The sequence below is a fragment of the Nocardioides sp. 503 genome (assembly GCF_004522095.1).
In the GTDB taxonomy this organism is placed as follows: Bacteria; Actinomycetota; Actinomycetes; order Propionibacteriales; family Nocardioidaceae; genus Nocardioides.
This window is the reverse complement of record NZ_SPUI01000006.1, coordinates 32714-56469: the sequence shown is the minus strand read 5'-3', so window position 1 is coordinate 56469 and position 23756 is coordinate 32714. Positions and strand designations below refer to the sequence as shown.

23 protein-coding genes are annotated in these 23756 nt (G+C 73.7%); 10 read left to right on the top strand and 13 right to left on the bottom strand.

From position 1 onward, the window contains the following. Positions 1-29: 29 nt before the first annotated feature. The 5 genes from E4622_RS17745 to E4622_RS17725 form a co-directional block, all read right to left on the bottom strand. Positions 30-743, bottom strand: coding sequence for a GNAT family N-acetyltransferase (locus E4622_RS17745; protein WP_134741590.1), 714 nt, complete (start codon positions 741-743; stop codon positions 30-32). After that, positions 740-1234, bottom strand: coding sequence for a phosphoribosyltransferase family protein (locus tag E4622_RS17740; RefSeq protein ID WP_209022008.1), 495 nt, complete (start codon positions 1232-1234; stop codon positions 740-742). Before E4622_RS17740 ends, E4622_RS17745 begins: the two co-directional genes overlap by 4 nt. Positions 1235-1600: 366 nt before the next feature. Continuing rightward, positions 1601-2221 (bottom strand): regulatory protein RecX, encoded by a 621-nt coding sequence (locus tag E4622_RS17735; protein WP_134741589.1) that lies wholly within the window; start codon positions 2219-2221, stop codon positions 1601-1603. Next, on the bottom strand, positions 2205-3257 hold the full coding sequence (gene recA, locus E4622_RS17730; protein WP_134741588.1) for a recombinase RecA: 1053 nt from the start codon (positions 3255-3257) through the stop codon (positions 2205-2207). Before recA ends, E4622_RS17735 begins: the two co-directional genes overlap by 17 nt. A gap of 181 nt (positions 3258-3438) precedes the next feature. Next, complete coding sequence (locus E4622_RS17725; RefSeq protein ID WP_245156099.1) at positions 3439-4083, bottom strand: DUF4396 domain-containing protein; 645 nt, start codon at positions 4081-4083, stop codon at positions 3439-3441. Between the two features lie 45 nt (positions 4084-4128). Here E4622_RS17725 and E4622_RS17720 point away from each other — a divergent pair, with 45 nt between their 5' ends. The 3 genes from E4622_RS17720 to E4622_RS17710 are packed head-to-tail and all read left to right on the top strand — an operon-like array spanning position 4129 to position 7852. After that, a complete protein-coding gene (locus E4622_RS17720) occupies positions 4129-5049 on the top strand; it encodes a hypothetical protein (RefSeq protein WP_134741587.1) in 921 nt (306 codons plus the stop codon). A 26-nt stretch (positions 5050-5075) separates the two neighbouring features. Continuing rightward, entirely contained in the window at positions 5076-6179 is a 1104-nt protein-coding gene (locus E4622_RS17715; protein ID WP_134741586.1) for a crosslink repair DNA glycosylase YcaQ family protein, read from the top strand. Beyond that, entirely contained in the window at positions 6176-7852 is a 1677-nt protein-coding gene (locus tag E4622_RS17710; protein WP_134741585.1) for a bifunctional 3'-5' exonuclease/DNA polymerase, read from the top strand. The genes E4622_RS17715 and E4622_RS17710 overlap by 4 nt, the downstream gene beginning before the upstream one ends. A gap of 4 nt (positions 7853-7856) precedes the next feature. Here the strand turns inward: E4622_RS17710 and E4622_RS17705 are convergent, their stop codons facing one another. From E4622_RS17705 to E4622_RS17685, 5 genes are all read right to left on the bottom strand, one after another. Beyond that, positions 7857-8399: a hypothetical protein gene (locus E4622_RS17705; protein ID WP_134741584.1), complete on the bottom strand. Its 543-nt coding sequence runs from the start codon at positions 8397-8399 to the stop codon at positions 7857-7859. 174 nt (positions 8400-8573) lie between these two features. Continuing rightward, complete coding sequence (locus E4622_RS17700) at positions 8574-9383, bottom strand: S-methyl-5'-thioadenosine phosphorylase (RefSeq protein ID WP_134741583.1); 810 nt, start codon at positions 9381-9383, stop codon at positions 8574-8576. A gap of 4 nt (positions 9384-9387) precedes the next feature. Next, positions 9388-10647 (bottom strand): MFS transporter, encoded by a 1260-nt coding sequence (locus tag E4622_RS17695; protein WP_134741582.1) that lies wholly within the window; start codon positions 10645-10647, stop codon positions 9388-9390. After that, positions 10644-10838 (bottom strand): DUF3046 domain-containing protein, encoded by a 195-nt coding sequence (locus E4622_RS17690; RefSeq protein WP_134741581.1) that lies wholly within the window; start codon positions 10836-10838, stop codon positions 10644-10646. The genes E4622_RS17695 and E4622_RS17690 overlap by 4 nt, the downstream gene beginning before the upstream one ends. Further along, positions 10835-11971 (bottom strand): DinB family protein, encoded by a 1137-nt coding sequence (locus tag E4622_RS17685; RefSeq protein ID WP_134741580.1) that lies wholly within the window; start codon positions 11969-11971, stop codon positions 10835-10837. Before E4622_RS17685 ends, E4622_RS17690 begins: the two co-directional genes overlap by 4 nt. Before the next feature lie 70 nt (positions 11972-12041). Between E4622_RS17685 and E4622_RS17680 the strand changes: the two genes are divergently transcribed. Beyond that, entirely contained in the window at positions 12042-12542 is a 501-nt protein-coding gene (locus tag E4622_RS17680) for a GNAT family N-acetyltransferase (protein WP_134741579.1), read from the top strand. A gap of 12 nt (positions 12543-12554) precedes the next feature. Here the strand turns inward: E4622_RS17680 and E4622_RS17675 are convergent, their stop codons facing one another. Genes E4622_RS17675 through E4622_RS17665 form a run of 3 tightly spaced genes read right to left on the bottom strand, consistent with a single transcriptional unit; the run spans position 12555 to position 15075 of the window. Beyond that, complete coding sequence (locus E4622_RS17675) at positions 12555-13352, bottom strand: ABC transporter permease (protein WP_134741578.1); 798 nt, start codon at positions 13350-13352, stop codon at positions 12555-12557. Then, positions 13349-14149 (bottom strand): ABC transporter permease, encoded by an 801-nt coding sequence (locus E4622_RS17670; RefSeq protein WP_134741577.1) that lies wholly within the window; start codon positions 14147-14149, stop codon positions 13349-13351. Before E4622_RS17670 ends, E4622_RS17675 begins: the two co-directional genes overlap by 4 nt. Then, the gene (locus tag E4622_RS17665) at positions 14149-15075 is read right to left on the bottom strand and encodes an ABC transporter ATP-binding protein (RefSeq protein ID WP_245156110.1); all 927 of its coding nucleotides are present in this window, start codon (positions 15073-15075) and stop codon (positions 14149-14151) included. The genes E4622_RS17670 and E4622_RS17665 overlap by 1 nt, the downstream gene beginning before the upstream one ends. A 106-nt stretch (positions 15076-15181) precedes the next feature. Here E4622_RS17665 and E4622_RS17660 point away from each other — a divergent pair, with 106 nt between their 5' ends. From E4622_RS17660 to E4622_RS17635, 6 genes are all read left to right on the top strand, one after another. Beyond that, the gene (locus E4622_RS17660) at positions 15182-15688 is read left to right on the top strand and encodes a TOPRIM nucleotidyl transferase/hydrolase domain-containing protein (RefSeq protein ID WP_134741575.1); all 507 of its coding nucleotides are present in this window, start codon (positions 15182-15184) and stop codon (positions 15686-15688) included. A gap of 40 nt (positions 15689-15728) precedes the next feature. Beyond that, entirely contained in the window at positions 15729-17024 is a 1296-nt protein-coding gene (locus E4622_RS17655) for a nicotinate phosphoribosyltransferase (protein WP_134741574.1), read from the top strand. Next, positions 17021-17632: an isochorismatase family protein gene (locus E4622_RS17650; protein WP_134741573.1), complete on the top strand. Its 612-nt coding sequence runs from the start codon at positions 17021-17023 to the stop codon at positions 17630-17632. Before E4622_RS17655 ends, E4622_RS17650 begins: the two co-directional genes overlap by 4 nt. After that, positions 17629-18315, top strand: coding sequence for an NUDIX hydrolase (locus E4622_RS17645; protein WP_134741572.1), 687 nt, complete (start codon positions 17629-17631; stop codon positions 18313-18315). The genes E4622_RS17650 and E4622_RS17645 overlap by 4 nt, the downstream gene beginning before the upstream one ends. A gap of 123 nt (positions 18316-18438) precedes the next feature. Further along, positions 18439-22965, top strand: coding sequence for an ATP-dependent helicase (locus tag E4622_RS17640; protein WP_209022007.1), 4527 nt, complete (start codon positions 18439-18441; stop codon positions 22963-22965). Next, a complete protein-coding gene (locus E4622_RS17635; RefSeq protein ID WP_134741570.1) occupies positions 22958-23752 on the top strand; it encodes a DNA-formamidopyrimidine glycosylase family protein in 795 nt (264 codons plus the stop codon). The genes E4622_RS17640 and E4622_RS17635 overlap by 8 nt, the downstream gene beginning before the upstream one ends. Positions 23753-23756: the final 4 nt, after the last annotated feature.

Here is a 23756-nt window from a genome sequence, read left to right as displayed (position 1 = left end):
GCGTGCCACCTCGACGCACCGAGCGGGGATCAGGCCAGGACCGTCGCGACGTCGAGCGTGCACCCGACCATGGTGGCGACGCCGCCATTGCTCTGGGGCTCGTCGAACCACACGCCCTGGGTGAAGCCCGCCTTGTCGAGGATCCGCAGCGACGCGGCGTTGCGGTGGTCGGGTGCGGCGAAGAGGGAGCGGGCGTCGGGGAAGCGCCTCAGGGCGCGGGGCATCCACTCCCACAGGATGCGCGGCCCGAAGCCCCGCCCGAGCCAGCCGGTCTCGCCGATGGCGTAGTCCACGCCGACCGCGTGCGGGTCGGGCGTCAGCATCGCGAACTCGGGGTAGTCGCGGATCCGGTAGTCCTGGAGGAAGCCGATCGAGCGGCCGTTGACCTCGGCGACGTACATCCGGGTCGGCGTCATCCCGTCGATCGAGGCCCCGTACTTCTCCGTGACAGCCTCCAGCGTGGCCGCGCCGTCGCCCGACCACCAGCGCTGCACGTGCTCCGTGGCGCGCCAGCGCGTCACGTCCGGCAGGTCACCGCGGCTCATCGCGCGCACCGTGACCCGGTTGTCGTGGTCGACGACGAACTGCTTCACCTCACCCGAGAGGTCGACCGGCACCGGGTCGGCGTGCCGGCTGGCGACGGTACGGCGAGCGGCTGCGGCCCACGACTCGCCCTCGTGCACCGCCCCCAGGAGCTCGTGCCCGCGGTCGTGCACGACCAGCCGGGTCGTCGCGTGGCTCATGCGTCCGCAGCACCGCCGCGACGTACGACCGGCGGGGTGCTCGACCAGGGGAAGTCGATCCAGCGCTCGGTGCGCCGCCAGACGTAGTCGGGATGCACGATGGTCCACGGCTTCTCGTAGATCACCGCGATCCGCGCCTCCGCGACGTGGTCGGCGCAGAAGTCCTGGACGATCTCCAGGGTCTTGCCGGTATCGGCGACGTCGTCGGCGATCAGCACCTTGAGCCCGGCCAGCTCGACGGCCGCCGGGGTCGGCGGCAGCATCATCGGGACGTCGAGGCGGGTGTCGACGCCGGTGTAGAACTCCACGTTGACCGCGGAGAGGTTCTTGACGTCCAGCGCATAGCCCAGGCCCATCCCGAGGCCCAGCCCTCCGCGGGCGATCGAGAGCACCAGGTCGGGCTCGTAGCCGTCGTCGGCCACCATCTGCGCCAGGTCGCGCACCGCGCCGCCGAACATCTCGTAGGTCAGGATCTCGCGCTCGGTGGTCACGAGGGTGATTGTGGCACTCGCTCGCGCGGCGCGTCTTCCGCTGCGCGGGGCTCCGCTCGCGCGGGGCTCCGCTCGCGCGGGGCGCCGCCCGCTCACCGTGGGGTGGGGTGGGCAGGGCGCGGCTCGTCGCCTACGGCGACAGGGCCACGGCGCCGGAAACCAGCCCTCCGCTCCTTCGTCGCTCCGGGCGGCCAGTCCCATCCACACCGGCGCCGTGGCCCTGTCGCCTCCGGCTCCTCCGCGCCCTGCCCACCCCACGCACTCGGGTGATGGGCCGGAAGGGGTCAGGGACGGTGGTTGCGGCTGCTGGTCGGCTCGCGGGGTTTCGAGACAGGCGCTGGCGCACCTTCCTCAACCTCCGCTGGCCTACACGTCGAGGTCGGGGGCGTCGCGGTCGGCGTGGCGGAGCTCGTCCTTGACGACGGAGAAGGCGAGGCCGGAGGGGTAGCCCTTGCGGGCGAGCATGCCGACGAGGCGTCGGGTGGCGGTGGTGTCGTCGACGCGGGTGAGGGTGCGCAGCTTCTTGCGGACCAGCAGCCGCGCGGACTGCTCCTCGTCGGCGGGGTCGATCTCCTCGAGCGCCTCACGGGCGACCTCGTCGTCGATGCCCTTGCGGCGCAGCTCCTGGGCGAGGGCGCGACGGGCCAGTCCCTTGCCGGGCTGGCGACTGGCGACCCACAGGCGGGCGAAGGCGTCATCGTCGACGAGGCCGACCTCCTCGAAGCGGTCCAGCAACCGGGTGGCGAGGTCCTCGGGCACGTTCTTCTTGGCCAGCTTGGTGGCCAGCTCGCTGCGGGAGCGGGCCTGGCCGGTCAGCTGGTCGAGGAGGATCTTGCGGGCGACCGACTCCAGGTCGGCGTCCGGTCCGTCGGCGACGGGGTCCGGAGGGAGGTCCGCCGGCGAGAGGGGCGGCGCGGACCGGGTCCACGCCGCCACCCCGTCACGGACGTCGCCGAGCCAGGGGTCGGGCTCAGAAGGAGTCGACACCGATCGGCTCGTCGCTCAGGTCGTCGGCGGGCGCGTCGACCTGAGGGCCGACGCCGAGCTTCTCGAGGATCTTCTTCTCCAGCTCGTTGGCCAGGTCGGGGTTGTCCTTGAGGAAGGTGCGGGCGTTCTCCTTGCCCTGGCCGAGCTGGTCGCCCTCGTAGGTGTACCAAGCACCGGCCTTGCGGACCAGGCCGGCCTCGACGCCGACGTCGATCAGGCCACCCTCGCGGCTGATCCCCTTGCCGTACATGATGTCGAACTCGGCCTGCTTGAACGGCGGGGCCACCTTGTTCTTGACGACCTTGACCCGGGTGCGGTTGCCGACCATGTCGGTGCCGTCCTTGAGGGTCTCGATGCGGCGCACGTCGAGGCGGACCGAGGAGTAGAACTTCAGCGCCTTGCCACCGGTGGTGGTCTCGGGCGAGCCGAACATGACGCCGATCTTCTCGCGCAGCTGGTTGATGAAGATCATCGTGGTGCCGGAGTTGTTGAGGGCACCGGTCATCTTGCGCAGCGCCTGGCTCATCAGCCGGGCCTGCAGGCCGACGTGGCTGTCTCCCATCTCGCCCTCGATCTCGGCGCGGGGCACGAGCGCGGCCACGGAGTCGATGACGATCAGGTCGAGCGCACCCGAGCGGATCAGCATGTCGGCGATCTCGAGCGCCTGCTCGCCCGAGTCGGGCTGCGAGACCAGGAGCGCGTCGGTGTCGACGCCGAGGTTCTTCGCGTAGTCGGGGTCCAGCGCGTGCTCGGCGTCGATGAACGCCACGATGCCGCCGGCGCGCTGGGCGTTGGCCACAGCGTGCAGGGCGACGGTCGTCTTGCCGGAGGACTCCGGCCCGTAGATCTCCACCACGCGACCGCGCGGGAGCCCGCCGAGGCCGAGCGCGACGTCCAGCGCGATCGACCCCGTGGGGATGACTTCGAGGGGGGCGCGCGTCTCGTCGCCGAGGCGCATCACCGAGCCCTTGCCGAACTGCTTCTCGATGTTGAGCAGTGCCGCGTCGAGGGCCTTGTCGCGGTCTCCACCAGCCATGATGTGTCCGTCCTTCGTCTGTGTGAGCGAGCTTCGTCGTTGTCGTTGTCGTCTGGCTGGACGCTAGACCGGACCGCCGACAGTCCGGTCCCACGTGGAGCGGGGCTGTGGACGACGTCGGTGTCAGCGGGTGTGGCTGCGCCTGCTTACGGGGTCCAACCTAGCCCGAACACCTGTTCGATCACGCTTTGGCGTGCGGCGTGTCGCCTCGCGCGTGACCGGCCGGCTGCGGGGCCTCCTCAGGCGCCGCGACCGAGGCGACCAGGCCGCCCAGCAGGAAGGCGACGATCGCGACCGCCAGCGTGCCGGCCCCCACCATCGGCACCCAGCGGCGCGCCACCGGCGCCCCGTGGAAGGGGTGGGTCAGCGCGTGGCCCCTGCCCCGGGCCAGCAGCACGCGGTTGACCGGGAACGCCGCCCCGTAGGCGACGGTGAGCGCGAGCGCCATGCTCAGCCAGAAGACCGGATCGGAGAGCGTCGCCTCCATGGCGCCGGGCACGACCGCCATCACGGCGTTGTCGACGAGCTCCATCGTCGCGATCGACAGGGTGTCGGCCGCGAGCACCACGGACAGGGCGGCGCCCACCGAGAGGCCGGAGGCCAGCAGCGGCAAGGTCGACAGCGAGTACCCGAAGAGGAAGGCCAGCGCCACCGCGAGGACGATCGTCGCGCCGGTGGAGAGTCCCATCGCGGTGCCGACCATCAGGCCGACGACCTCACCCACCGCGCAGCCGGTGAGGCAGTGCAGCGTCGCGCTCGCCGCCATGGCGTTGAGCCCGGAGGGGTGCTGATGGTGCTCGGCCTGGGGGCCGTGGTCGTGGGACATGTCGTCCTCCTTGCGTAGTTACCCTAGGGGGGTATAGTACCTCACATGAGCAGGGACACCACCTTCGTCCGGGTCCTGGCGTTCGCGGTGGGCCTCGCGGCCGTCTTCGGCCTCGCCGTCGCCGCCGGAGCGGCCCTGGATCCTGTGGACACCGAACCGGCCTCCGCCCACGAGCCGGCCCACGAGCCCGGCGCCGACGGCGCCGCGCACGGTGCCTCGCACGACGCCTCGTCCGCGAGCCTCCCGGGCGGGCTCATGTCCGCCCAGGACGGCTACCGGCTCGTGCTGGCCGACCCCAGGCTCTCCCCCGGAGCGGCGCGCCCGCTGTCCTTCACCATCGAGGGTCCCGACGGGGCGGTCACCGACTACGACGTCGAGCACGAGCAGCGCCTGCACCTGATCGCCGTACGGCGGGACTTCGAGGGCTTCCAGCACGTCCACCCGACCCTGGGCGCCGACGGCACGTGGACCACGCGGCTCGACCTCACCGGCGGGAGCTGGCGCGTCTTCGCGGACTTCTCCCCCACCGGGGGCGAGCCGCTCACCCTCGGCGCCGACCTCGCCGTGTCCGGTCCCTCCGCGGCGGCACCGCCCCAGCGCGAGACCCGCACGACCACGGTCGACGGCTACACCGTCACGGTCGCCGGCGACCTCGCGGCGGGCGAGCTCGCCGAGCTGACCCTGACCGTCACGCGCGCCGGGGTGCCGGTCACCGACCTGCAGCCCTACCTCGGCGCCTACGGACACCTGGTCGCCCTGCGCGAGGGCGACCTGGCCTACCTGCACGTCCACCCGTCCGGGGAGCCCGGCGACGGCGTGACGGCGGCCGGACCCGAGGTGGAGTTCGGGGTGGAGGTGCCCAGCGAGGGTGCCTACCAGCTGTACCTCGACTTCCGGCACGACGGCGTCGTGCGCACCGCCCACCTCACGCTTCCGACGAGCGCCGGCGAGGAGCACGGGCACTAGTCGGTACGTCGTCGTACCCTCACCGCGTGCCCGTCCACCAGCTCTCCCGCACCGACGCGCGCCGTCTCGCGCTGCGTGGTCAGCTGCTGACGGCGTCACGGCCCACCGACCTGCACGCGGTGCTGCGCCGGCTGACGGTGCTCCAGGACGACCCCACGCGCCACGTCGCCCCGAGCGCCGACCTGGTGCTCTGGAGCCGTCTCGGGTCGAGCTACTCCCCGGACGAGCTGCGCACCGCCGTCGACGAGCAGCGGGTGGTGGAGCTGCAGGGTTACCTGCGACCCTGCGAGGACGTCGCGCTGTTCCGCGCCGACATGGCCGACTGGCCCGGACGCGGGGAGCTGCGCCCCTGGCAGGAGGAGCAGCTCGCCTGGGTCGAGGCCAACACCGCCTGCCGCCTCGACATCCTCGACCGGCTGCGGACGTCGGGGCCCCTGCCCGCGAGCGGGCTGCCCGACACCTGCGAGCGCCCGTGGCGCTCGAGCGGGTGGAACAACAACCGCAACGTCGTGATGCTGCTCAAGCTCCTCGTCGCCCGTGGCGAGGTGGCGGCGGCCGGCCGCGAGGGGCGCGAGACGCTCTGGGACCTCGCCGAGCGGGTCTCCCCCGACGACCCGGTCGTGCCGGCCGAGGAGGCCGAGCGCGTCCGAGACGAGCGGCGGCTGCGCGCGCTCGGCATCGCCCGGGCCACGAGCGCCACCGTGCCCGGCGAGCCGGGCCATGTCGGCGAGGCCGGCCAGCCGGCCGTCGTGGAGGGCGTCAAGGGAGCGTGGCGCGTCGACCCCGCGCTGCTCGACGAGCCCTTCGCCGGTCGCACCGCCCTGCTCTCGCCGCTCGACCGGCTCATCCACGACCGCCGGCGCATGGACGAGATCTTCGAGTTCGACTACCAGCTGGAGATGTACAAGCCGAAGGAGCAGCGGCTCTGGGGCTACTGGGCGCTGCCGGTGCTCCACGGCGACCGGCTCGTCGGCAAGGTGGACGCGACCGCCGACCGTCGCGAGGGCGAGCTGCGCGTCGACGCCGTCCACGAGGACGTGCCGTTCGACCGGGCGACGTCGCGCGCGGTGCACGAGGAGCTGCGCGACCTGGCCGCCTGGCTCGGCCTCGAGCTGGTCCTGCTCCCGTGAGCAGGGTCGCGCTCTCACGGCTCCCCGGCGAGCGCGTGCTGGTCGTCGACGGCGAGGCGGACGGCGCCCCCGCCGGTGGAGCGACGCGCGAGCTGGCCGCCGCCGAGCTCGCGCCGTACGTCGCAGCGCGCGAGGCCGACGACGCGCCGCGCTGGGTGTGGGACGACACCGCCCGGTGGTACCCGCCGCTGCTCGCCGCCGGGGTGCGCGTCGCGCGCTGCCACGACCTGCGCCTGGGCCACCACCTCCTGCGACGGGCGCCCGCCGTCGACGGGGCGCTGCTGGAGGGCGAGCAGTCGGACCACTGGGACCGCCTCGGCCCGACCTCGCCCTCGCACCCGGCGCTCTTCGCCGTCGACGACACCGCCGAGCACCTGCGCGCCGATCTCGAGGACGCTCGCCAGCTGGCTGCCGTCGCCGCGTCGCCCGAGGTCACCCGGCTGGGGCTCCTGCTCGCGGCGGAGTCCTCGGGCGCCCTCGCCGCCGCCGAGATGACCTTCGCAGGCGTGCCCTGGCGCGTCGACGTCCACGAGCGCCTGCTGGTCGACCTGCTCGGCCCTCGTCCTCCGCGCGGCGCCCGGCCCCAGGGCCTGGAGACGTTGGCGGCCGAGGTGCGCGCGGCGTTCGCGTCGCCCGGGCTCAACCCGGACTCCCGGCCCGAGCTCCTGACCGCGCTGCGGCGGGTCGGCGTCGAGGTCGACGACACCCGCGCGTCGACGCTGCGTCGGCACGACCATCCCGGCATCGCTCCCCTGCTGCGCTACAAGCAGCTGTCGCACCTGTTCTCGACCAACGGCTGGGCGTGGATCGACCAGTGGGTGAGCGGTGGCCGCTTCCGTCCGTCGTACCAGCCGGCCGGCTCCGCCACCGGCCGCTGGTCGTCCAACGGCGGCGGGGCGCTGTCCTTCCCGCTGCAGGTGCGCCCGGCCGCGGTGGCCGACGACGGCTGGGTGCTCGTGGTCGCCGACGTGGCCCAGCTCGAGCCCCGCGTGCTCGCCGGGATGAGCGGTGACCGGGCGCTGGCCCAGGCGGCCCGCGGGGCCGACCTCTACCAGGGCATGGTCGACGCGGGAGCGGTCGCGACGCGCAACGACGCCAAGCTGGGGCTGCTCGGCGCGATGTACGGCGCGACCAGCGGCGAGAGCGGCCGCATGGTGCCCGCGCTCACCCGCCGCTACCCCGACGCCTTCGGGCTGGTCGAGGAGGCCGCGCGCGCCGGCGAGCGCGGACAGGTCGTGCGTACCCTGCTCGGGCGCGGCTCACCCGGGCTCGGCGACGCCTGGGACCGCGACCCCGACGACCCGCCGGTCGACCCCGACAGCCAGGCGCGCTTCCGTCGTGCCTACGGCCGCTTCACCCGCAACTTCATCGTGCAGGGCACCGGCGCCGAGTGGGCGCTGTGCTGGCTCGCCGACCTGCGCAACCGCCTTTGGCGCCTCGGCGGGACGGGTCCCCTCACCGCCCGCCCGCACCTGGTGTTCTTCCTCCACGACGAGGTCGTCGTGCACGCCCCCACCGCCCTCGCCGACGCCGTGGCGGCCGAGGCCCACGCCGCGGCCGCCACCGCCTCGCGCCTGCTCTTTCGCGACCTCGCGATCGACTTCCCCCTCACCACCTCGGTCGTGCGGTCCTACGCCGACGCCGGCAAGGCCGGCGCCGCCGTCGAGGGATGAGCCGTCAGCGCAGGGTCAGGCAGTGGTACCAGAAGCTCTGGGCGAGGGCGTTGCTGAAGAGGTTGAACGCCCGGTCGAAGGCCATCGGGGTGATCGGCGCGGAGGTGGTCCAGGTGCTGGTGAACTCGTACTGCGCCGGGTTGCCGTCCGCCCAGGTGAACTCCGGGTGGGCGGCGATGTAGCGCAGCTCGCCGGTCGTCGGCAGCCGCCCGCCCAGGTCGGAGCAGTTCGACTGCGCCGCCTGGTAGCTGGTGGGTCCGTACGGCGTCGTACGCGCGCAGGCGCCGAAGACGAACAGCTCGCCCGTGCGGCACCGCGTGTAGTCGGTGGAGCGTCCGAGCGAGCCCTTGCGCACGTCCTGGCCGGTGAGGGTGCCGTTGCGGACGTCCTTGCCGGTGAGGGAGTTGTCGCGGATGTCCTGGGACTTGACGCTGTTGTTCTTGATCTGGGCGGACCCGATCTTGCCTGCGGCGTAGCCGACGCCGCCGGTGGCCAGCACGAGGGCCAGCACGGCGACGACGAACGAGGGAGTCAGTCGAGGTGTCATCGTCGGACTGTAGGACCGGCCGGCGCCCCGTGGAAGGGGGTGCGGCGGGCGCCGGGGCGCGCAGTTTCCCCAAGGTATGTCGCTGAGCCGTCACTTCCCGTGCGTTGCACACCGAGGGAAGTGACGCTTCCCCTGCATACCTTGGGGAAACGTCACCGGTGGCGACCGACCGCCCTAGGGCACCTGGTAGGTCAGCTCCACGCCGTCGGCCCAGGTGGAGCACGAGCAGCCGTCGGGGTCGGGCAGCGCGGCGATGGCACCGGTCAGGAGGCCGGTGAGGCGCTCGAGGTTGGCGCGGAAGAGCGCGAAGACCTCCTCCTGGCCCACGCCCTCGCCGGACTCGGCGCCGGCGTCCATGTCCGTGACCAGCGCGATCGCGGCGTAGCACTGACGCATCTCGCGGGCCAGGGCCGCCTCGGGGGCACCGGTCATGTTGATCAGCGACCAGCCGCGGGCGGCGTAGTCGCGCGACTCGGCGCGCGTCGAGAAGCGCGGGCCCTCGATGACGACCATGGTGCCGCCGGGGGTGACCTCGGGGTCCGCCGTGGCGACGGCGCCGGCGACCCCGGCGCAGTAGGGGTCGGCGAAGGGCAGGTGGACCGCCCCGGTCTCCACGAAGCTGCCGATGCGGCGGTGCGTGCGGTCGACGAGCTGGTCCGGGACCACCACGTCGCCGGGAGCCACCGAGGTGCCGAGACCCCCGACGGCGCAGGGCGCCAGCACCTGGCGGACGCCGAGGGAGCGCAGCGCCCACAGGTTGGCGCGGTAGTTGATCGCGTGCGGGGGCGCCTCGTGGTGACGACCGTGGCGCGGCAGGAACGCCACCCGGCGCCCCGCCACCTGCCCGACCGACACCGGCGCGGACGGCGCGCCGTAGGGCGTGTCGACGACGTGGTCGGTGGGGTCGTCGAGGAAGGAGTAGAAGCCCGTGCCTCCGATGACGGCGACGTCGGCCACTGCGCCTGTGTCGACCACTGCGCTCATGCGATCACTCCTGGGGTTGGCGGGTCGGCGCAGCATAGGCCGCGACGACGACGCCGACGGCGAGCGCGGTCGTGACCAGCGCCAGGACGGGGTAGCCGAAGACTCCGACGACGAGCCCGGCGAGGGCGCCCGCGCTGGCCGCGGAGACCCCCATGACCACGTCGGCCATGCCCTGGACGTCGGTGCGCGCGTCGAGCGGGGCGAGGTCGGCCACCATCGTGGACGCGGACACGGTGGCCAGCGACCAGCCCAGGCCGAGCAGGAAGAGGCCGCCGAAGATCTGCCAGGAGGTCCCCTCGGGGGCGGTCGAGCAGAGGACCAGGGAGACCAGCAGCACCAGCCCGCCCGCGGCCAGGACCGGCGGCCGCCCGACGCGGTCCGACAGCAGGCCCACCAGCGGCGAGAACGCGAACATGCCGAGCACGTGGACGCTGATCACGACGCCGATGACGCGCAGCTCGGCGCCGCCGTGCTCCATGTGGATGGGCGTCATCGTCATCACCCCGACCATCGCGGCGTGCGCCCCGGCCAGGCCGGCCACGGCGAGGCCGAGCCCGGGCCGCTCCCGCACGGCGGCCCGCGCCCGGCCCCAGGAGGTGCCGCTGGGCGGCGCGGCCGGCACCTCGGCCAGCTCACGGGCCAGCAGGAGCGGGTCCGGTCGCAGCCGGACCGTCACGATGACGGCCGCCACGAGCATGCCGATGGCGCCCAGCGCGAAGGGGCCGGTGAGCTCCGGGATGCCGAGCAGGTCGGCGAAGGCCGCCGCCGGACCGGTGAGGTTGGGCCCGACCACCGCGCCGACGGTCGTGGCCCACACGACGGTCGACAGCGCGCGACCCCGGCGCTCGGCCGGGGCCAGGTCGGTCGCGGCGTAGCGCGAGGCGTTGTTGGCGGCCGTCGTCGCACCGATCAGGAGCGCCCCGACCAGCAGCAGGAGCATCGAGCCGATCGCACCCGCCACGACGGCGAGCAGGGCGCCGGTGGCCCCCATCAGCAGCCCGGTCGTCAGCCCGACGCGGCGCCCACGGACCGCCATCACCCTCGCCAGGACGTACGACGACAGCGCGGCGCCCAGCACCTGGGACGTGCCCGCGAGGCCGGCCAGGCTCTCCGAGCCGGACAGGTCGCGGGCCAGCAGCGAGGCGGTGGCGATCCCGATGGTGATGCCGAGCGCGCCCACGGCCTGCGACAGCACGAGCGCCCGGACGGTGGCCGCCTGGACGGCGGCGACGTCGGTGGTGGCCCCCAGGGCCCGGGACGTCAACGCTCCCGCTCGGGCAGCTCGAGGGCACGCCACACGACGGCCCAGACCTGCTTGGGCTCGATGCCGGCGTCCAGGGCCTCGGTGACGGTGCGGCTGCCGAGGTCGCCCATGACGAACTGGTCGGCCCAGACGCGGTAGTAGCCCGTGCCGAGGGCGGACTCGAGCCGGGCCCAGAGCTCGGTGTGCCTCATCGACGCCTCGCCGTCACGCCGAGCCAGTCCTCGCCGGTGACGCTCACCGCGGGGTGGACCTCCTCGACCAGCCAGCCGGCGGCGTCCAGCACGGAGCGCAGGGCATGCTCGCGCCAGTGGACGAACATCCGCGGGGCCTCCACGACACCGTGGGTCGACCATCCCTCACCGTCGCCCTCCTTGACCGACATCCGCAGGGCGCCGCCGGGGCGGGTGGCCGCGGCGAGGCGGGTCAGGACGACCGGCAGGTCGGGGCGGGCGACGTGGAGCAGGGAGGCGCCGGCCCACACGCCGTCGTAGGGACGCCCCGGTCGCAGGGGGTCGTCGAGGTCGTCGGTCAGCGGGTCCAGGACGTCGGCCTCCACGCCGCTGTCGCGCAGCAGCGAGACGAACGCCGGGGTCACGTCGGTGCGGCGGACGCTGAGCCCGACGCCCTCGAGGGCCAGGGCGTCGCGCCCGCCACCGCTGCCGATCTCGAGCACGCGCGCACCCGCGCCCAGCGAGTCGGCGAAGGCGCGGACCACGCGTCGCCCGCTGTCGGGCATGTCCTGGGTCGCGTCGCGGTAGGCGGCCGCCGCGGCGTCGTAGGCGCCGACGGTCACGGCGCCCCGCACGTCCCACAGGTGGTGGACGACGTCGTGGAGGTGGTAGCGCGCGAGGGTGTCGACGGTGAACGCGCTGCCGTTGCTGCGCAGGCCGCGTCGCTCCCAGGCGTCGTCGGGGACGGCGTCGTAGGTCGTGGCGACCTGCTCGGCGGCCGCCACGAGCTCGGAGCCCACGGTCGACGGGTCCTGCTCGTCGTAGCGCTCGGCGAGGGCGGTCTCGTCCTGGTCCCAGTTGGGGAAGACCGGCTCGTCCTCCTCGCACATGGACCGCACGCGGCCCTCGAAGACCCGGTGCACGTCGCGGACGTGGCAGGCGTACTCGGTCACCGACCACACGCCGGGAAGCGGTCGGGCGGTCGCGCCGGGCGCGCGCAGCGCCAGCGCGAACGCCGCGGCGTTGGCGCGCACCGCCCCACCCACGCCGTCGCGGTCGACGTCGGAGGCCACGAAGCCGCAGTCGGGGCAGGGACGGTCCAGCACCCAGGTCCAGTCCTTGGTGTCCGGCTCGGGCGCGGGCGGGGTCGACATGCGGTCATCCTCTCAACCGGGACCGACACCGGTCGCCGGGGATCCTGCCAACGTCGGACAGAATGCCGCCATGTCACAGGAGCCCCGCGTTCGCCCGGCCACCGCCGACGACCTGCCCGGGATCAAGGCGATCTACGACCACCAGGTCCTGACCTCGACGTCGACCTTCGAGACGACTCCCCCGCCGCTGGACTACTGGACCGCGCGCCTGGAGAGCACCGAGGCGGGCGACCACCTGCTCGTCGCGGTCGAGGACGAGGGACTGCTCGGCTACGCCTACTCCTCCTCCTACCGTCCCCGACCGGCCTACGCCCGGACCCGCGAGTCGTCGATCTACCTCGCGCCCGAGGCGGCCGGCCGCGGCCTCGGCCGCCGGCTGTACGACGACCTGCTGGCCGCGCTGCGCGCCGACGGCGTCCACACGGTGCTGGCCGTGGTGGCCCAGCCCAACGCGGCGAGCGAGGCCCTGCACCGCGCCTGCGGCTTCGAGCGGGTCGGGCTGCTGCCCGAGGTGGGGTTCAAGCTGGACCGCTGGATCGACACCGCGCTCTGGGCGCTGCGCCTGGAGTGAGCCGCCGCCGGTTCAGGTGAGCAGCAGCCGGTCGAGCCGGCGGCGTACGACGAGCAGGCCCAGCAGGCCCATGACCACGAGGTAGACCACCGAGACCGCCGAGGCCCACGAGAGCGCGCCGGTCGTCAGCTCGCGACACAGCACGACGCCGCGGTAGAGCGGCGTGACCTCCACGACCCAGCGCACCCAGGTGTCGAGCGCCGTGATCGGGAAGAACGTCGCCGAGAACAGGAACAGCGGCATCTGGACCAGCGTGACCTTCTCGAAGTCCTGCCAGGAGGTCATGTAGGTCGTCAGGGCCATGAACACCGCGCTGAACGCGAAGCCGATCAGCAGCGCCGCGGGCAGGGCGAGCAGCACCCACCAGGACTGGACGAGACCCAGGGCGGCCATCACGACGAGGAAGCCCGCGGAGTAGCTGCCGCCGCGCAGCTGGCCCCAGGCGATCTCGCCGCGGGCGATGTCGGCGCTCGTGAGCGGCGTGGCCAGCATCTGGTCGTAGAGCTTGTCGTACTTGAGCTTGAAGAAGACGTTGTAGGTCGAGTCGAGGAGCGCGCCGTTGAAGGCGGACGCGGCGAGCATGCCCGGGGCCACGAACTCGGCGTAGGGGATCGCCTGCCCGTTGACCTCGAAGGTGTCGATGAGCTGGCCGACGCCGATGCCGATGGAGAGCAGGTAGAAGACCGGCTCGAGGAAGCCGGTGAGGAAGAGCTTCCACGCCTGGCGGTAGACGATGTAGTTGCGCAGCACCAGCAGGCGCAGGGCGGCGAGCGGCGCCAGCGGCGCGACGCCGGTGGGGACGGCGCTCACGTGACCAGCCTCCTGGTGAGTCCGCGGACCGCCCAGAACCAGCCGGCCACCAGCAGCGCCGTGAGCACGGCGACGTTGACCGCGGCCGTGGACCAGTCGATCTCGTCGACGCAGAACATCCTCGACAGGCTGACGCCGTGCCACAGCGGGGTCGCGCGGGCCAGCACCGAGCCGACGGGCCCGAGGTTGTCGACGGGGAAGAAGGCGCCGCTGAAGAGGAACAGCGGGAAGATGCCCAGGCGGAACAGCACGCCGAAGCCCTCGTCGGAGTGCAGCCGGGCGCTGAACCCGAACACCAGCGCGGCGAACGCCATCCCGACCAGCAGCTGCGCGGCCAGCGCGAGGAAGGGGCCCCACCACGTCGCGAAGACGCCGAACGGCACGAGCACCAGCATGAAGACCCCGCAGGAGGTCAGCAGCCGGGCGAGCACGAAGGCCAGGTGGCCGCCGACGACGTGGACCGGCGCGAGCGGGGTGGCGATCTGGGCGAAGTAGGTCTTGTGCCACTTGATGGCGCCCATGACGGGGTACGTCGTCTCGCCCACGGCCGTCTGCATCGCGTGCGCCGCGACCAGCCCGGGCACGATGAAGGCGAGGTAGGAGGTGGCGCCCTCGAGCTCGGCGGGGTCGCCCTCGATGAACCCGCCCAGGACCACCCCCATGGCCACGACGGTGAACAGCGGCGCGACGAACGAGGAGACGATCGAGCCGCGCCAGGTGCGCTTGTAGACGGTCAGCCAGTAGTCGTACTGGCGGCCCACCCCCTCGAGGAGCGACAGGCCCGAGGTGCTGGCCATCAGTCGACCAGCGTCCGACCGGTGAGGCGCAGGAAGACGTCCTTGAGCGTGGAGCGGCGCACCAGCACCGCCACCGGCTGGAGGCCGCGCTCGTGGGTCTTGGCGACGACCTCCTCGCCGTCGTCGCTGTAGACCAGCAGCCGGTCGGGCAGCACCTCGATGCGCTCGCCGAGGTCGGCGAGCCGCTCGGCGAGCGCCTGGTGGCTCTGGTCGTGCTCCCCCACGCCGAAGCGCAGCTCGGCCACCTCGCGGGTGGAGTGCTCGCGGATCAGCGTGAGCGGCGAGCCCTCCGCGACGATGAGGCCCTTGTCCATCACGACCAGCCGGTCGCAGAGCTGCTCGGCCTCGTCCATGTAGTGGGTGGTGATCACCAGCGTCACGCCCGACTGCTTGAGCCGGAACAGCCGGTCCCACAGGACGTGGCGCGCCTGCGGGTCGAGCCCCGTCGTGGGCTCGTCGAGCAGCAGCAGGTCGGGCCGGTTGACCAGGCTGCGGGCGATGGTGAGGCGGCGCTTCATGCCGCCCGAGAGGTCGTCGACCTTGGCCTTGGCCTTGTCGGTGAGCTGCACGAACTCCAGCAGCTCCTCGACGCGCGCCTTGACCTCGCCCTTGGGGATGCCGAAGTAGCGGCCGTAGATGTAGAGGTTGTCGTGGACGTTGAGCTCGTTGTCGAGGGTGTCCTCCTGCGGGCACACGCCGAGCCGGCCGCGGATCGCCGGGCCGTCGACCGCGGGGTCCATGCCGAGGATGCGCAGCTCGCCGCCGCTGACCGGCGAGACCGCGGCGATCATCCGCATCGTGGAGGACTTGCCGGCGCCGTTGGGGCCGAGGAAGCCGAACGCCTCGCCTCGCCGCACGTCGACGTCGATGCCCTTGACCGCCTCGAAGTCGCCGAAGCTCTTGCGCAGCCCGACGGCCCGGATCATCGACTCGGTCACGGAGCGAGACCCTATAAGCCCTCGCCGACCTCCCCCACCCGGTTTACGTTGGGGTCGTGGAGCGACGCCCGGTGACCGGCGTGGGAGCCGGCGCATGACCCTGGTCCTGGTGGAGGGCGCCAGCGACGAGCGCGCCGTGCTCACGCTGGCGCGGCGCCTCGGCCGGGACCTGGACGGGGTGGACGTCGTCCCCATGCACGGCGTCACCAACCTGGGCCGCTTCCTCGCCGCCGCCGACCCGCGCCGCCGCACGCTCGGGCTCTACGACGTCGGCGCGGCGACGTACGTCGCGAGGGTGCTGGCCCGCACCGGCACCGACCCGGCGGGCTTCCACGGCTGCGACGCGGACCTGGAGGACGAGCTGATCCGCGCCGTGGGCACCGAGGGGGTGCTCCGTGTCGTGGAGGCGGAGGGCGGGCTGGCGTCGTTCACGACGCTGCAGAAGCAGGCGGCGCACCGCGACCGACCGGTCGGCGCCCAGCTGCACCGCTTCCTCTCCTCGCACTCGGGCCACAAGCTGCGCTACGCCGGGCTGCTGGTGCAGGCGCTCGAGCTGGATCGGGTACCCCTTCCCCTGGGTGGCTTGATCGCCGCCCTCTGACGGCTATAGTCATATTGACTCCAACTGGACGGACGCCTGGATGAAGGTCTCAGCCGGACTGCTCACCGACCACTACGAGCTGACGATGCTCTCCTCGTGGGTCACCGACGGCAGCGTCGACCACCGTGCGGTCTTCGAGGCGTTCGCGCGGCGCCTGCCCGAGGGCCGCCGCTACGGGATGCTGGCCGGCCTCGGCCGGCTGCTCGCGCTCGTCGAGGACTTCCGCTTCGACGCCGACGAGGTCGCGTGGCTGCGTGAGCGGGGCGTCATCAACGACGCGACAGCGGAGTACCTGCGCGACTTCCGCTTCACGGGCGACGTCGACGGCTACCGCGAGGGCGACCTCTACTTCCCCCACAGCCCGATCCTCACCGTCAGCGGCACGCTCGGTGAGTGCGTGCTGCTGGAGACGCTCGTCCTCAGCGTGCTCAACCACGACACCGCGATCGCGAGCGCCGCGGCTCGCATGGTCACGGCCGCCGAGGGCCGGCCGCTGGTCGAGATGGGCAGTCGCCGCACCCACGAGGAGGCGGCGGTGGCCGCCGCCCGCGCGGCGTACGTCGCCGGGTTCGCGTCCACCAGCAACCTGGCCGCCGGGCGCCGGCACGGCGTCCCCACGGTCGGCACGGCGGCGCACGCCTTCACGCTCTCGCACGCCACCGAGGCCGACGCGTTCCGCAGCCAGGTGGCCGCCCAGGGCGTCGGCACCACGCTGCTCGTCGACACCTTCGACATCAGCGACGGCATCCGCACGGCCGTCGAGGTGGCCGGACCCGGCCTGGGCGCGGTCCGCATCGACTCCGGCGACCTCGCCGTGGAGTCGCGCAAGGCGCGCGAGCTGCTGGACTCGCTGGGCGCGACCTCGACCCGGATCACCGTGACCAGCGACCTCGACGAGTACGTCATCGCGGCACTCGCCGACGCGCCGATCGACGGCTACGGCGTGGGCACCCGAGTCGTCACCGGCTCGGGCCACCCGACCTCGAGCATGGTCTACAAGCTGGTGGCTGTCGCCGACTCCCCCGACGGCGAGCTGCGCCCGGTGGCGAAGAAGTCGGCCGCCAAGACCTCCGTCGGTGGGCGCAAGGCGGTGCGTCGCACCTACGAGGACGGGGTGCTCGTCGCGGAGACCTTCTCCCTCGGCGAGCCCGGTCCCGGCAGCGTCCAGGTGCCGCTGGTCCGCAAGGGCGAGGTCGTCCACACCCCCTCGCTCGACGAGGTCCGGGCCCATGCGTCCTCCGCGTTGGCCTCCCTGCCGCGCGAGGCGCTCGGCGTCAGCCACGGACCGCCCTACCTCACCAGCACACCCGAGACCGACACCGAGGAGCCCGCATGACCTCCGCCCAGACCTCCGGCAGCACCGCTCGCCGTGCCCTGATCGTGGTCGACGTCCAGCACGACTTCGTCGAGGGCGGGTCGCTCGGCGTCACCGGCGGGCACGACGTCGCCGCGCGCATCAGCGAGCACCTCGCCGCGCACGCGGCCGACTACGCCACGGTGGTCGCCTCCCGCGACTGGCACGAGCCGCACAGCGACAACGGCGGCCACTTCGCCGCGGAGGGCGAGGAGCCCGACTACGTCGCCACCTGGCCCCGGCACTGCGTCAGCGACGGGCCGGGCAGCGACTACGCGCCCGAGCTCGTGCTGGACCTCGTCAGCCACCACGTCCGCAAGGGCCAGGGGGCGCCGGCCTACTCGGCGTTCGAGGGCGTCGACGACGAGGGTCGGCCGCTGGCCGAGCTGCTGGCGTCGTACGGCGTGACGGACGTGGACGTCGTCGGCATCGCGACCGACTACTGCGTGCTCCAGACCGTGCTCGACGCGCGCCGGCGCGACCTCGGCGTACGCCTGCTCGAGGGCCTGCACGCCGGGGTGGCCCCGGCCAGCAGCGAGGCGGCGGTCGCCTCGATGCGCGAGTCCGGGGTGGAGGTGGTGGCGCCGTGAGCGAGCACCCGCCGTTCGCGGTCACCGTCGACATCGCGGTCTTCACGATCCGCGACGACGCCCTGTGCGTCCTGCTCGTCGAGCGCGGCAACGCGCCGTACGAAGGCAGCTGGGCGATGCCCGGTGGCTTCGTCGAGCCCGACGAGGACGCGGAGACCGCCGCGTGGCGCGAGCTGCGCGAGGAGACCGGCGTGGACCGCTTCTCGGGCCACCTCGAGCAGCTGCGCACCTACTCCGCACCCGACCGCGACCCGCGGATGCGCGTCGTCTCGGTGGCGCACGTCGCCTTCGCCCCGGACCTGCCCGAGCCGGACGCCGGGTCGGACGCGGCCGGGGCGCGCTGGTGGCCGGCCGACGGCCTCCCGGACCTCGCCTTCGACCACGCCGAGATCCTCACCGACGCCCTCGAGCGCGTGCGGGCCAAGCTGGAGTACACGACGCTGGCCCTGGAGTTCGTGGCCGAGCCGTTCACCCTGCCCGACCTGCGCGCCGTCTACACCGCCGTCTGGGGCACCCCGCCGGACCTGGGCAACTTCCGGCGCAAGGTCCTCGGCACCGCCGGCTTCGTCGTCCCCACCGGCGACACCGGCCCCGCGAGCGACGCCGGCGGCCGCAAGGCCCTGCTCTACCGCCGCGGCGACGCCACCACCATCCAGCCCCCCATGCTCCGCCCGACCCTGTGAGGGTGCTCTGCCGGGATAGTCCCTAACAGATTCGTGGTCGACCGGCCCGATCGGCCACTCATTCGTGAGGGACTATCCCGACGGTCGGGCAGCGGTGTCGGTGGCGTAGGACAGGATGAAGCAGTGCATGAGGCCCTCGAGCGGTTCAGCGAACCGACCCGCACCTGGTTCGGTGCGGCGTTCGCCGAGCCGACCCCGGCGCAGGCCGGCGCGTGGGCGGCGATCGGGGCCGGGCGGCACGCGCTGGTCGTGGCCCCGACCGGGTCCGGCAAGACGCTCAGCGCGTTCCTGTGGTCCATCGACCGGCTGCTGACCGAGCCGCCGCCGAAGGACAAGACGCGGCGCTGCCGCGTGCTCTACGTCTCCCCGCTCAAGGCCCTCGCGGTCGACGTCGAGCGCAACCTGCGCTCCCCGCTCACCGGCATCGGCCACACCGCCGACCGGCTCGGCACCCCCGTGCCCGAGCTGCGCGTCGGCGTCCGCAGCGGCGACACCAGCGCCGGTGACCGCCGCAAGCTCACGACGCAGCCGCCCGACATCATGATCACGACGCCGGAGTCGCTGTTCCTGATGCTCACCAGCCAGGCGCGCGAGTCGCTGCGCGGGGTCGAGACGGTGATCGTCGACGAGGTCCACGCCGTCGCCGGCACCAAGCGCGGCGCCCACCTCGCGCTGTCGCTGGAGCGCCTCGACGAGCTGCTCGACAAGCCCGCCCAGCGCATCGGCCTGTCGGCCACGGTCCGCCCGCTCGAGGAGGTCGCCCGCTTCCTCGGCGGCGCCGCGCCGGTCGAGATCGTGGCGCCCCCGGCGAGCAAGGAGTGGGACCTCAAGGTCGTGGTCCCGGTCGAGGACATGACCGCGCCCGACGACTACGACGAGGACTCCGACGAGCCGCGCAACACCAGCATCTGGCCCCACGTCGAGGAGAGCGTGGTCGACCTCATCGAGTCCCACCGCTCCACGATCGTCTTCGCCAACTCCCGTCGCCTCGCGGAGCGGCTCACGGCACGCCTCAACGAGATCGCCACCACCCGTGCCGAGGGAGTCGCCGAGGGCGGCCAGGACCCCGCGCGACCGCCCGCCGAGATCATGGCCCAGTCGGGGGCGACGACCGGCGCCGGCACGATCATCGCCAAGGCCCACCACGGCTCGGTCTCCAAGGACCAGCGCGCCCTGATCGAGGACGACCTCAAGCGCGGTCGCATCCCCGCGGTCGTCGCGACCAGCAGCCTCGAGCTGGGCATCGACATGGGCGCGGTCGACCTGGTCGTCCAGATCGAGTCCCCGCCGTCGGTCGCCAGCGCCCTGCAGCGGGTGGGGCGCGCCGGCCACCAGGTCGGCGAGACCAGCCGCGGGGTGCTCTTCCCCAAGCACCGCGGCGACCTCGCGCAGACCGCGGTCGCCGTCGAGCGCATGCGCATCGGCGGCATCGAGTCCCTCCGCGTGCCGACCAACCCCCTCGACGTGCTGGCCCAGCAGGTGGTCGCGGCGACGGCCCTGGACGCCTGGGACGTCGACGAGCTCTTCGCCGTCGTACGCCGGACGGCGTCCTTCAGCAGCCTGCCCCGCTCGGCCTACGACGCGACCCTCGACCTGCTGAGCGGGCGCTACCCCTCCGACGAGTTCGCCGAGCTGCGCCCCCGCATCGTCTGGGACCGCGTCACCGGCAGCCTCACCGGCCGCCCCGGCGCGCAGCGACTGGCAGTCACCAGCGGCGGCACCATCCCCGACCGGGGCCTGTTCGGGGTGTTCCTCGTCGGCGGGGAGGGCCCGGGCAAGCGCGTCGGCGAGCTCGACGAGGAGATGGTCTACGAGTCGCGCGTGGGCGACATCTTCGCGCTGGGCGCCACCAGCTGGCGCATCGAGGACATCACCCACGACCGCGTGCTCGTCACCCCCGCGCCCGGCATCCCGGGGCGACTCCCCTTCTGGAAGGGCGACGGCCTCGGCCGGCCCGCCGAGCTCGGCGCGGCCATCGGCGCCTTCACCCGCGAGCTGGGCGCCCTGCCGCGCGCCAAGGCCGAGGCGCGGGCGCAGGAGGGCGGGCTCGACGCCTGGGCCGCGGGCAACCTCGTCAGCTACCTCCACGAACAGCTCGAGGCCACCAACGTGCTGCCGAGCGACACCACCGTCGTGGTCGAGCGGTTCCGCGACGAGCTCGGCGACTGGCGCCTGGTCGTCCACTCGCCGTTCGGCAAGCCCGTCCACGCCCCGTGGGCCCTGGCGATCAACGCCCGGCTGCGCGAGCGCCACGGCGTCGACGGCCAGGCCATGGCCTCCGACGACGGCATCGTGATCCGCATCCCCGACACCGACGCCGAGCCGCCCACGGGCGAGGTCATCGTGTTCGAGGCCGACGAGATCGAGGACCTCGTCACCCAGGAGGTCGGCGGCTCGGCGCTGTTCGCCGCCCGCTTCCGCGAGTGCGCGGCCCGGGCCCTGCTGCTGCCCCGCCGCGACCCCGGGCGCCGCTCGCCGCTGTGGCAGCAGCGCCAGCGCTCGGCCGCCCTGCTCGAGGTCGCCTCGCGCTACCCGTCCTTCCCGATCGTGCTGGAGGCCGTGCGCGAGTGCCTCCAGGACGTCTACGACCTCCCGGCGCTGCTGGCGCTGATGCGCTCGGTCGAGCGCCGCCAGGTGCAGGTGGTCGACGTCTCCACGACCAGCCCCTCGCCCTACGCCCGCACCCTGCTGTTCGGCTACGTCGCCCAGTTCGTCTACGAGGGCGACTCCCCCATCGCCGAGCGCCGGGCCGCTGCGCTGTCGCTCGACCAGGGCCTGCTCGCCGAGCTCCTCGGTCGCGCCGAGCTGCGCGAGCTGCTCGACCCCGACGTCCTCACGGAGGTCGAGGCCGAGCTGCAGCGCCTGGCGACCGACCGGCGCGCCCGTGACGCCGAGGGCGTGGTCGACCTGCTGCGCATGCTCGGCCCGCTCACGGTCGCCGAGGTCGACGAGCGCACCGTCGACGGCGCCGACGTCGAGGGCTGGCTCAGCGCGCTCACCGACACGCGACGGGTGGTCCTGGTCCGCATCGGCGGCGAGGAGCGGTGGACGGTCGTCGAGGACGTCGCCCGCCTGCGCGACGGGCTCGGCACCCCGGTCCCGCCCGGGACGCCCGACGCGTTCACCGAGCCCGTGGAGGACCCGATCGGCGACCTCGTGTCCCGCTTCGCGCGCACCCACGGGCCGTTCACCACCGACCAGGTGGCCGAGCGCTTCGGCCTGGGCACCGCCGTCGTACGCCACACGCTGAGCCGCCTCGCTGCCCAGGGTCGGGTGCTCGAGGGCGAGTTCCGCCCGTCCGGCTCCGGCTCGGAGTGGTGCGAGGCCGAGGTCCTGCGCAAGCTGCGCCGTCGCTCGCTGGCCCGGCTGCGCAAGGAGGTCGAGCCGGTCGAGCCCGAGGCGCTCGCCCGCTTCCTCGGCGCCTGGCAGCACATCGTCACCGCCGGCGGCAGCGGCCGCGGCCTGCGCGGCGTCGACGGCGTGCTCGCCGCGGTCGACCAGCTGGCCGGCGCGCCGGTGCCGGCCTCGGCGCTCGAGCCGCTGGTGCTCGGTGGCCGGGTCCGCGACTACTCCCCGGCCTACCTCGACGAGCTCACCGCCTCCGGCGAGGTCCTCTGGGCCGGCCACGCGACGCTGCCCGGCGCCGACGGCTGGGTCTCGCTCCACCTCGCCGACTCCGCGCCGCTCACGCTGCCCGAGCCCGCGCCCTTCGAGCACGCCGAGCTCCACGACGCCGTGCTCGAGGCGCTGGCGCCCGGCGGTGCGTGGTTCTTCCGGCAGCTCTCCGACGCCGTCCGCTCGGTCAGCGACGCCGCCCTGTCCGCGGCCCTGTGGGAGCTCGTCTGGGCCGGGCGCATCAGCAACGACACCCTGGTCCCCCTGCGCGCGCTGACGCGGTCCGGCACCCCCAGCCACCGCAGCCGCCGCCCACCGCCGCGCGCCGGCCGGCCCGCACGCACCGGCCCGCCCGAGACCGCCGGTCGCTGGGCGCTGCTGCCCGCCATCGACACCGACCCGACCCGTCGCGCCCACGCCACCGCCGAGCGGCTGCTCGACCGCCACGGCGTCGTCATCCGGGGCGCCGTCATGAGCGAGCGGGTGCCGGGCGGGTTCGCCGCCGTCTACAAAGTGCTGTCCGCGTTCGAGGACTCCGGCCGGTGCCGCCGGGGCTACTTCGTCAACGGCCTGGGCGCCGCCCAGTTCGGCACGGCCGGCGCCATCGACCGCCTGCGCACGTTCTCCGAGCTTCCGCCCGACCAGAAGCCGACGGCGGTCGCGCTGGCCGCCACCGACCCGGCCAACCCCTACGGCGCGGCCCTGGGCTGGCCGGCCAGCAGCAGCAACGAGGGCGCCGGGCACCGCCCCGGCCGCAAGGCCGGCGCCATCGTCGTGCTCGTCGACGGCGTGCTCACGCTCTACGTCGAGCGCGGGGGCAAGACGCTGCTCACCTGGACCGAGGACCTCGACCTGCTGACCCCGGCCGCGGCGTCCCTGGCGGAGGCCGTCGGCCGCGGCTCGCTGGGCCGGCTGACCGTCGAGAAGGCCGACGGCGCGGCACTGCTCGGGGGCGGCTCCACGCCGCTGCGGCAGGCCCTCGACGCGGCCGGCTTCGTGGCCACCCCGCGAGGACTGAGGCTGCGCAGTGCCTGAGGGCGACACCGTCTACCGCGCCGCGCGCAAGCTCGACCGCGCGCTCTCGGGCCAGCTGCTGCTCCGCACCGACCTGCGGGTGCCCCAGCACGCCACCGCCGACCTCGCGGGCGGCTCGGTCACCACGACGATCTCGCGCGGCAAGCACCTGCTCACCCGCATCGAGCGCGGCGACGAGCGCTGGACGCTGCACACCCATCTCAAGATGGAGGGCTCCTGGCGCGTCTTCCGCCCGGGGCAGCGCTGGTCGCGACCGGCTCACCAGGCACGGGTGGTGCTCGAGACCGACCGCACCACCGCGGTCGGCTTCTCCCTCGGCATCGTCGAGCTGCTGCCCACGGCCGACGAGGACTCCGTCGTGGGCCACCTCGGCCCGGACCTGCTCGGCCCCGACTGGGACGAGGAGGAGGCGCTGCGCCGGCTGCTCGAGGACCCTGACCGCCCGGTGGGCGAGGCGCTGCTCGACCAGACCCGCCTGGCCGGCATCGGCAACATGTACATGGCCGAGCTCTGCTTCGTCAGCGGCCTGAACCCCCGCACCTCCGTGGGCCGTGTCCCCTCGCTCCCCCGCGTCGTACGTCGCGCGCGGCAGATGCTCGACCTCAACAAGGAGCGCGCCCTGCAGGCCACCACCGGCGACCTGCGCAACCCGCTGTGGGTCTACCGCCGCGACCAGTCGACGTGCCGCCGGTGCGGCACCCCGATCCGCGTGGCGATGGCCGGTCCGGCCGGCCGCGAGCGCGCGATGTACTGGTGCCCGGTGTGCCAGCCGGCCGTCGACGACTGACCCA

Coding starts and splice junctions, on each gene's coding strand:
- E4622_RS17685 (WP_134741580.1), bottom strand. CDS start 11,971: ATGTCGACCCCGCCCGCGCCCGAGCCGGACACCAAGGACTGGACCTGG.
- E4622_RS17690 (WP_134741581.1), bottom strand. CDS start 10,838: ATGAGGCACACCGAGCTCTGGGCCCGGCTCGAGTCCGCCCTCGGCACG.
- E4622_RS17725 (WP_245156099.1), bottom strand. CDS start 4,083: ATGTCCCACGACCACGGCCCCCAGGCCGAGCACCATCAGCACCCCTCC.
- recA (WP_134741588.1), bottom strand. CDS start 3,257: ATGGCTGGTGGAGACCGCGACAAGGCCCTCGACGCGGCACTGCTCAAC.
- E4622_RS17660 (WP_134741575.1), top strand. CDS start 15,182: ATGACCCTGGTCCTGGTGGAGGGCGCCAGCGACGAGCGCGCCGTGCTC.
- E4622_RS17745 (WP_134741590.1), bottom strand. CDS start 743: ATGAGCCACGCGACGACCCGGCTGGTCGTGCACGACCGCGGGCACGAG.
- E4622_RS17670 (WP_134741577.1), bottom strand. CDS start 14,149: ATGGCCAGCACCTCGGGCCTGTCGCTCCTCGAGGGGGTGGGCCGCCAG.
- E4622_RS17680 (WP_134741579.1), top strand. CDS start 12,042: ATGTCACAGGAGCCCCGCGTTCGCCCGGCCACCGCCGACGACCTGCCC.
- E4622_RS17665 (WP_245156110.1), bottom strand. CDS start 15,075: ATGATCCGGGCCGTCGGGCTGCGCAAGAGCTTCGGCGACTTCGAGGCG.
- E4622_RS17720 (WP_134741587.1), top strand. CDS start 4,129: ATGAGCAGGGACACCACCTTCGTCCGGGTCCTGGCGTTCGCGGTGGGC.
- E4622_RS17705 (WP_134741584.1), bottom strand. CDS start 8,399: ATGACACCTCGACTGACTCCCTCGTTCGTCGTCGCCGTGCTGGCCCTC.
- E4622_RS17700 (WP_134741583.1), bottom strand. CDS start 9,383: ATGAGCGCAGTGGTCGACACAGGCGCAGTGGCCGACGTCGCCGTCATC.
- E4622_RS17655 (WP_134741574.1), top strand. CDS start 15,729: ATGAAGGTCTCAGCCGGACTGCTCACCGACCACTACGAGCTGACGATG.
- E4622_RS17650 (WP_134741573.1), top strand. CDS start 17,021: ATGACCTCCGCCCAGACCTCCGGCAGCACCGCTCGCCGTGCCCTGATC.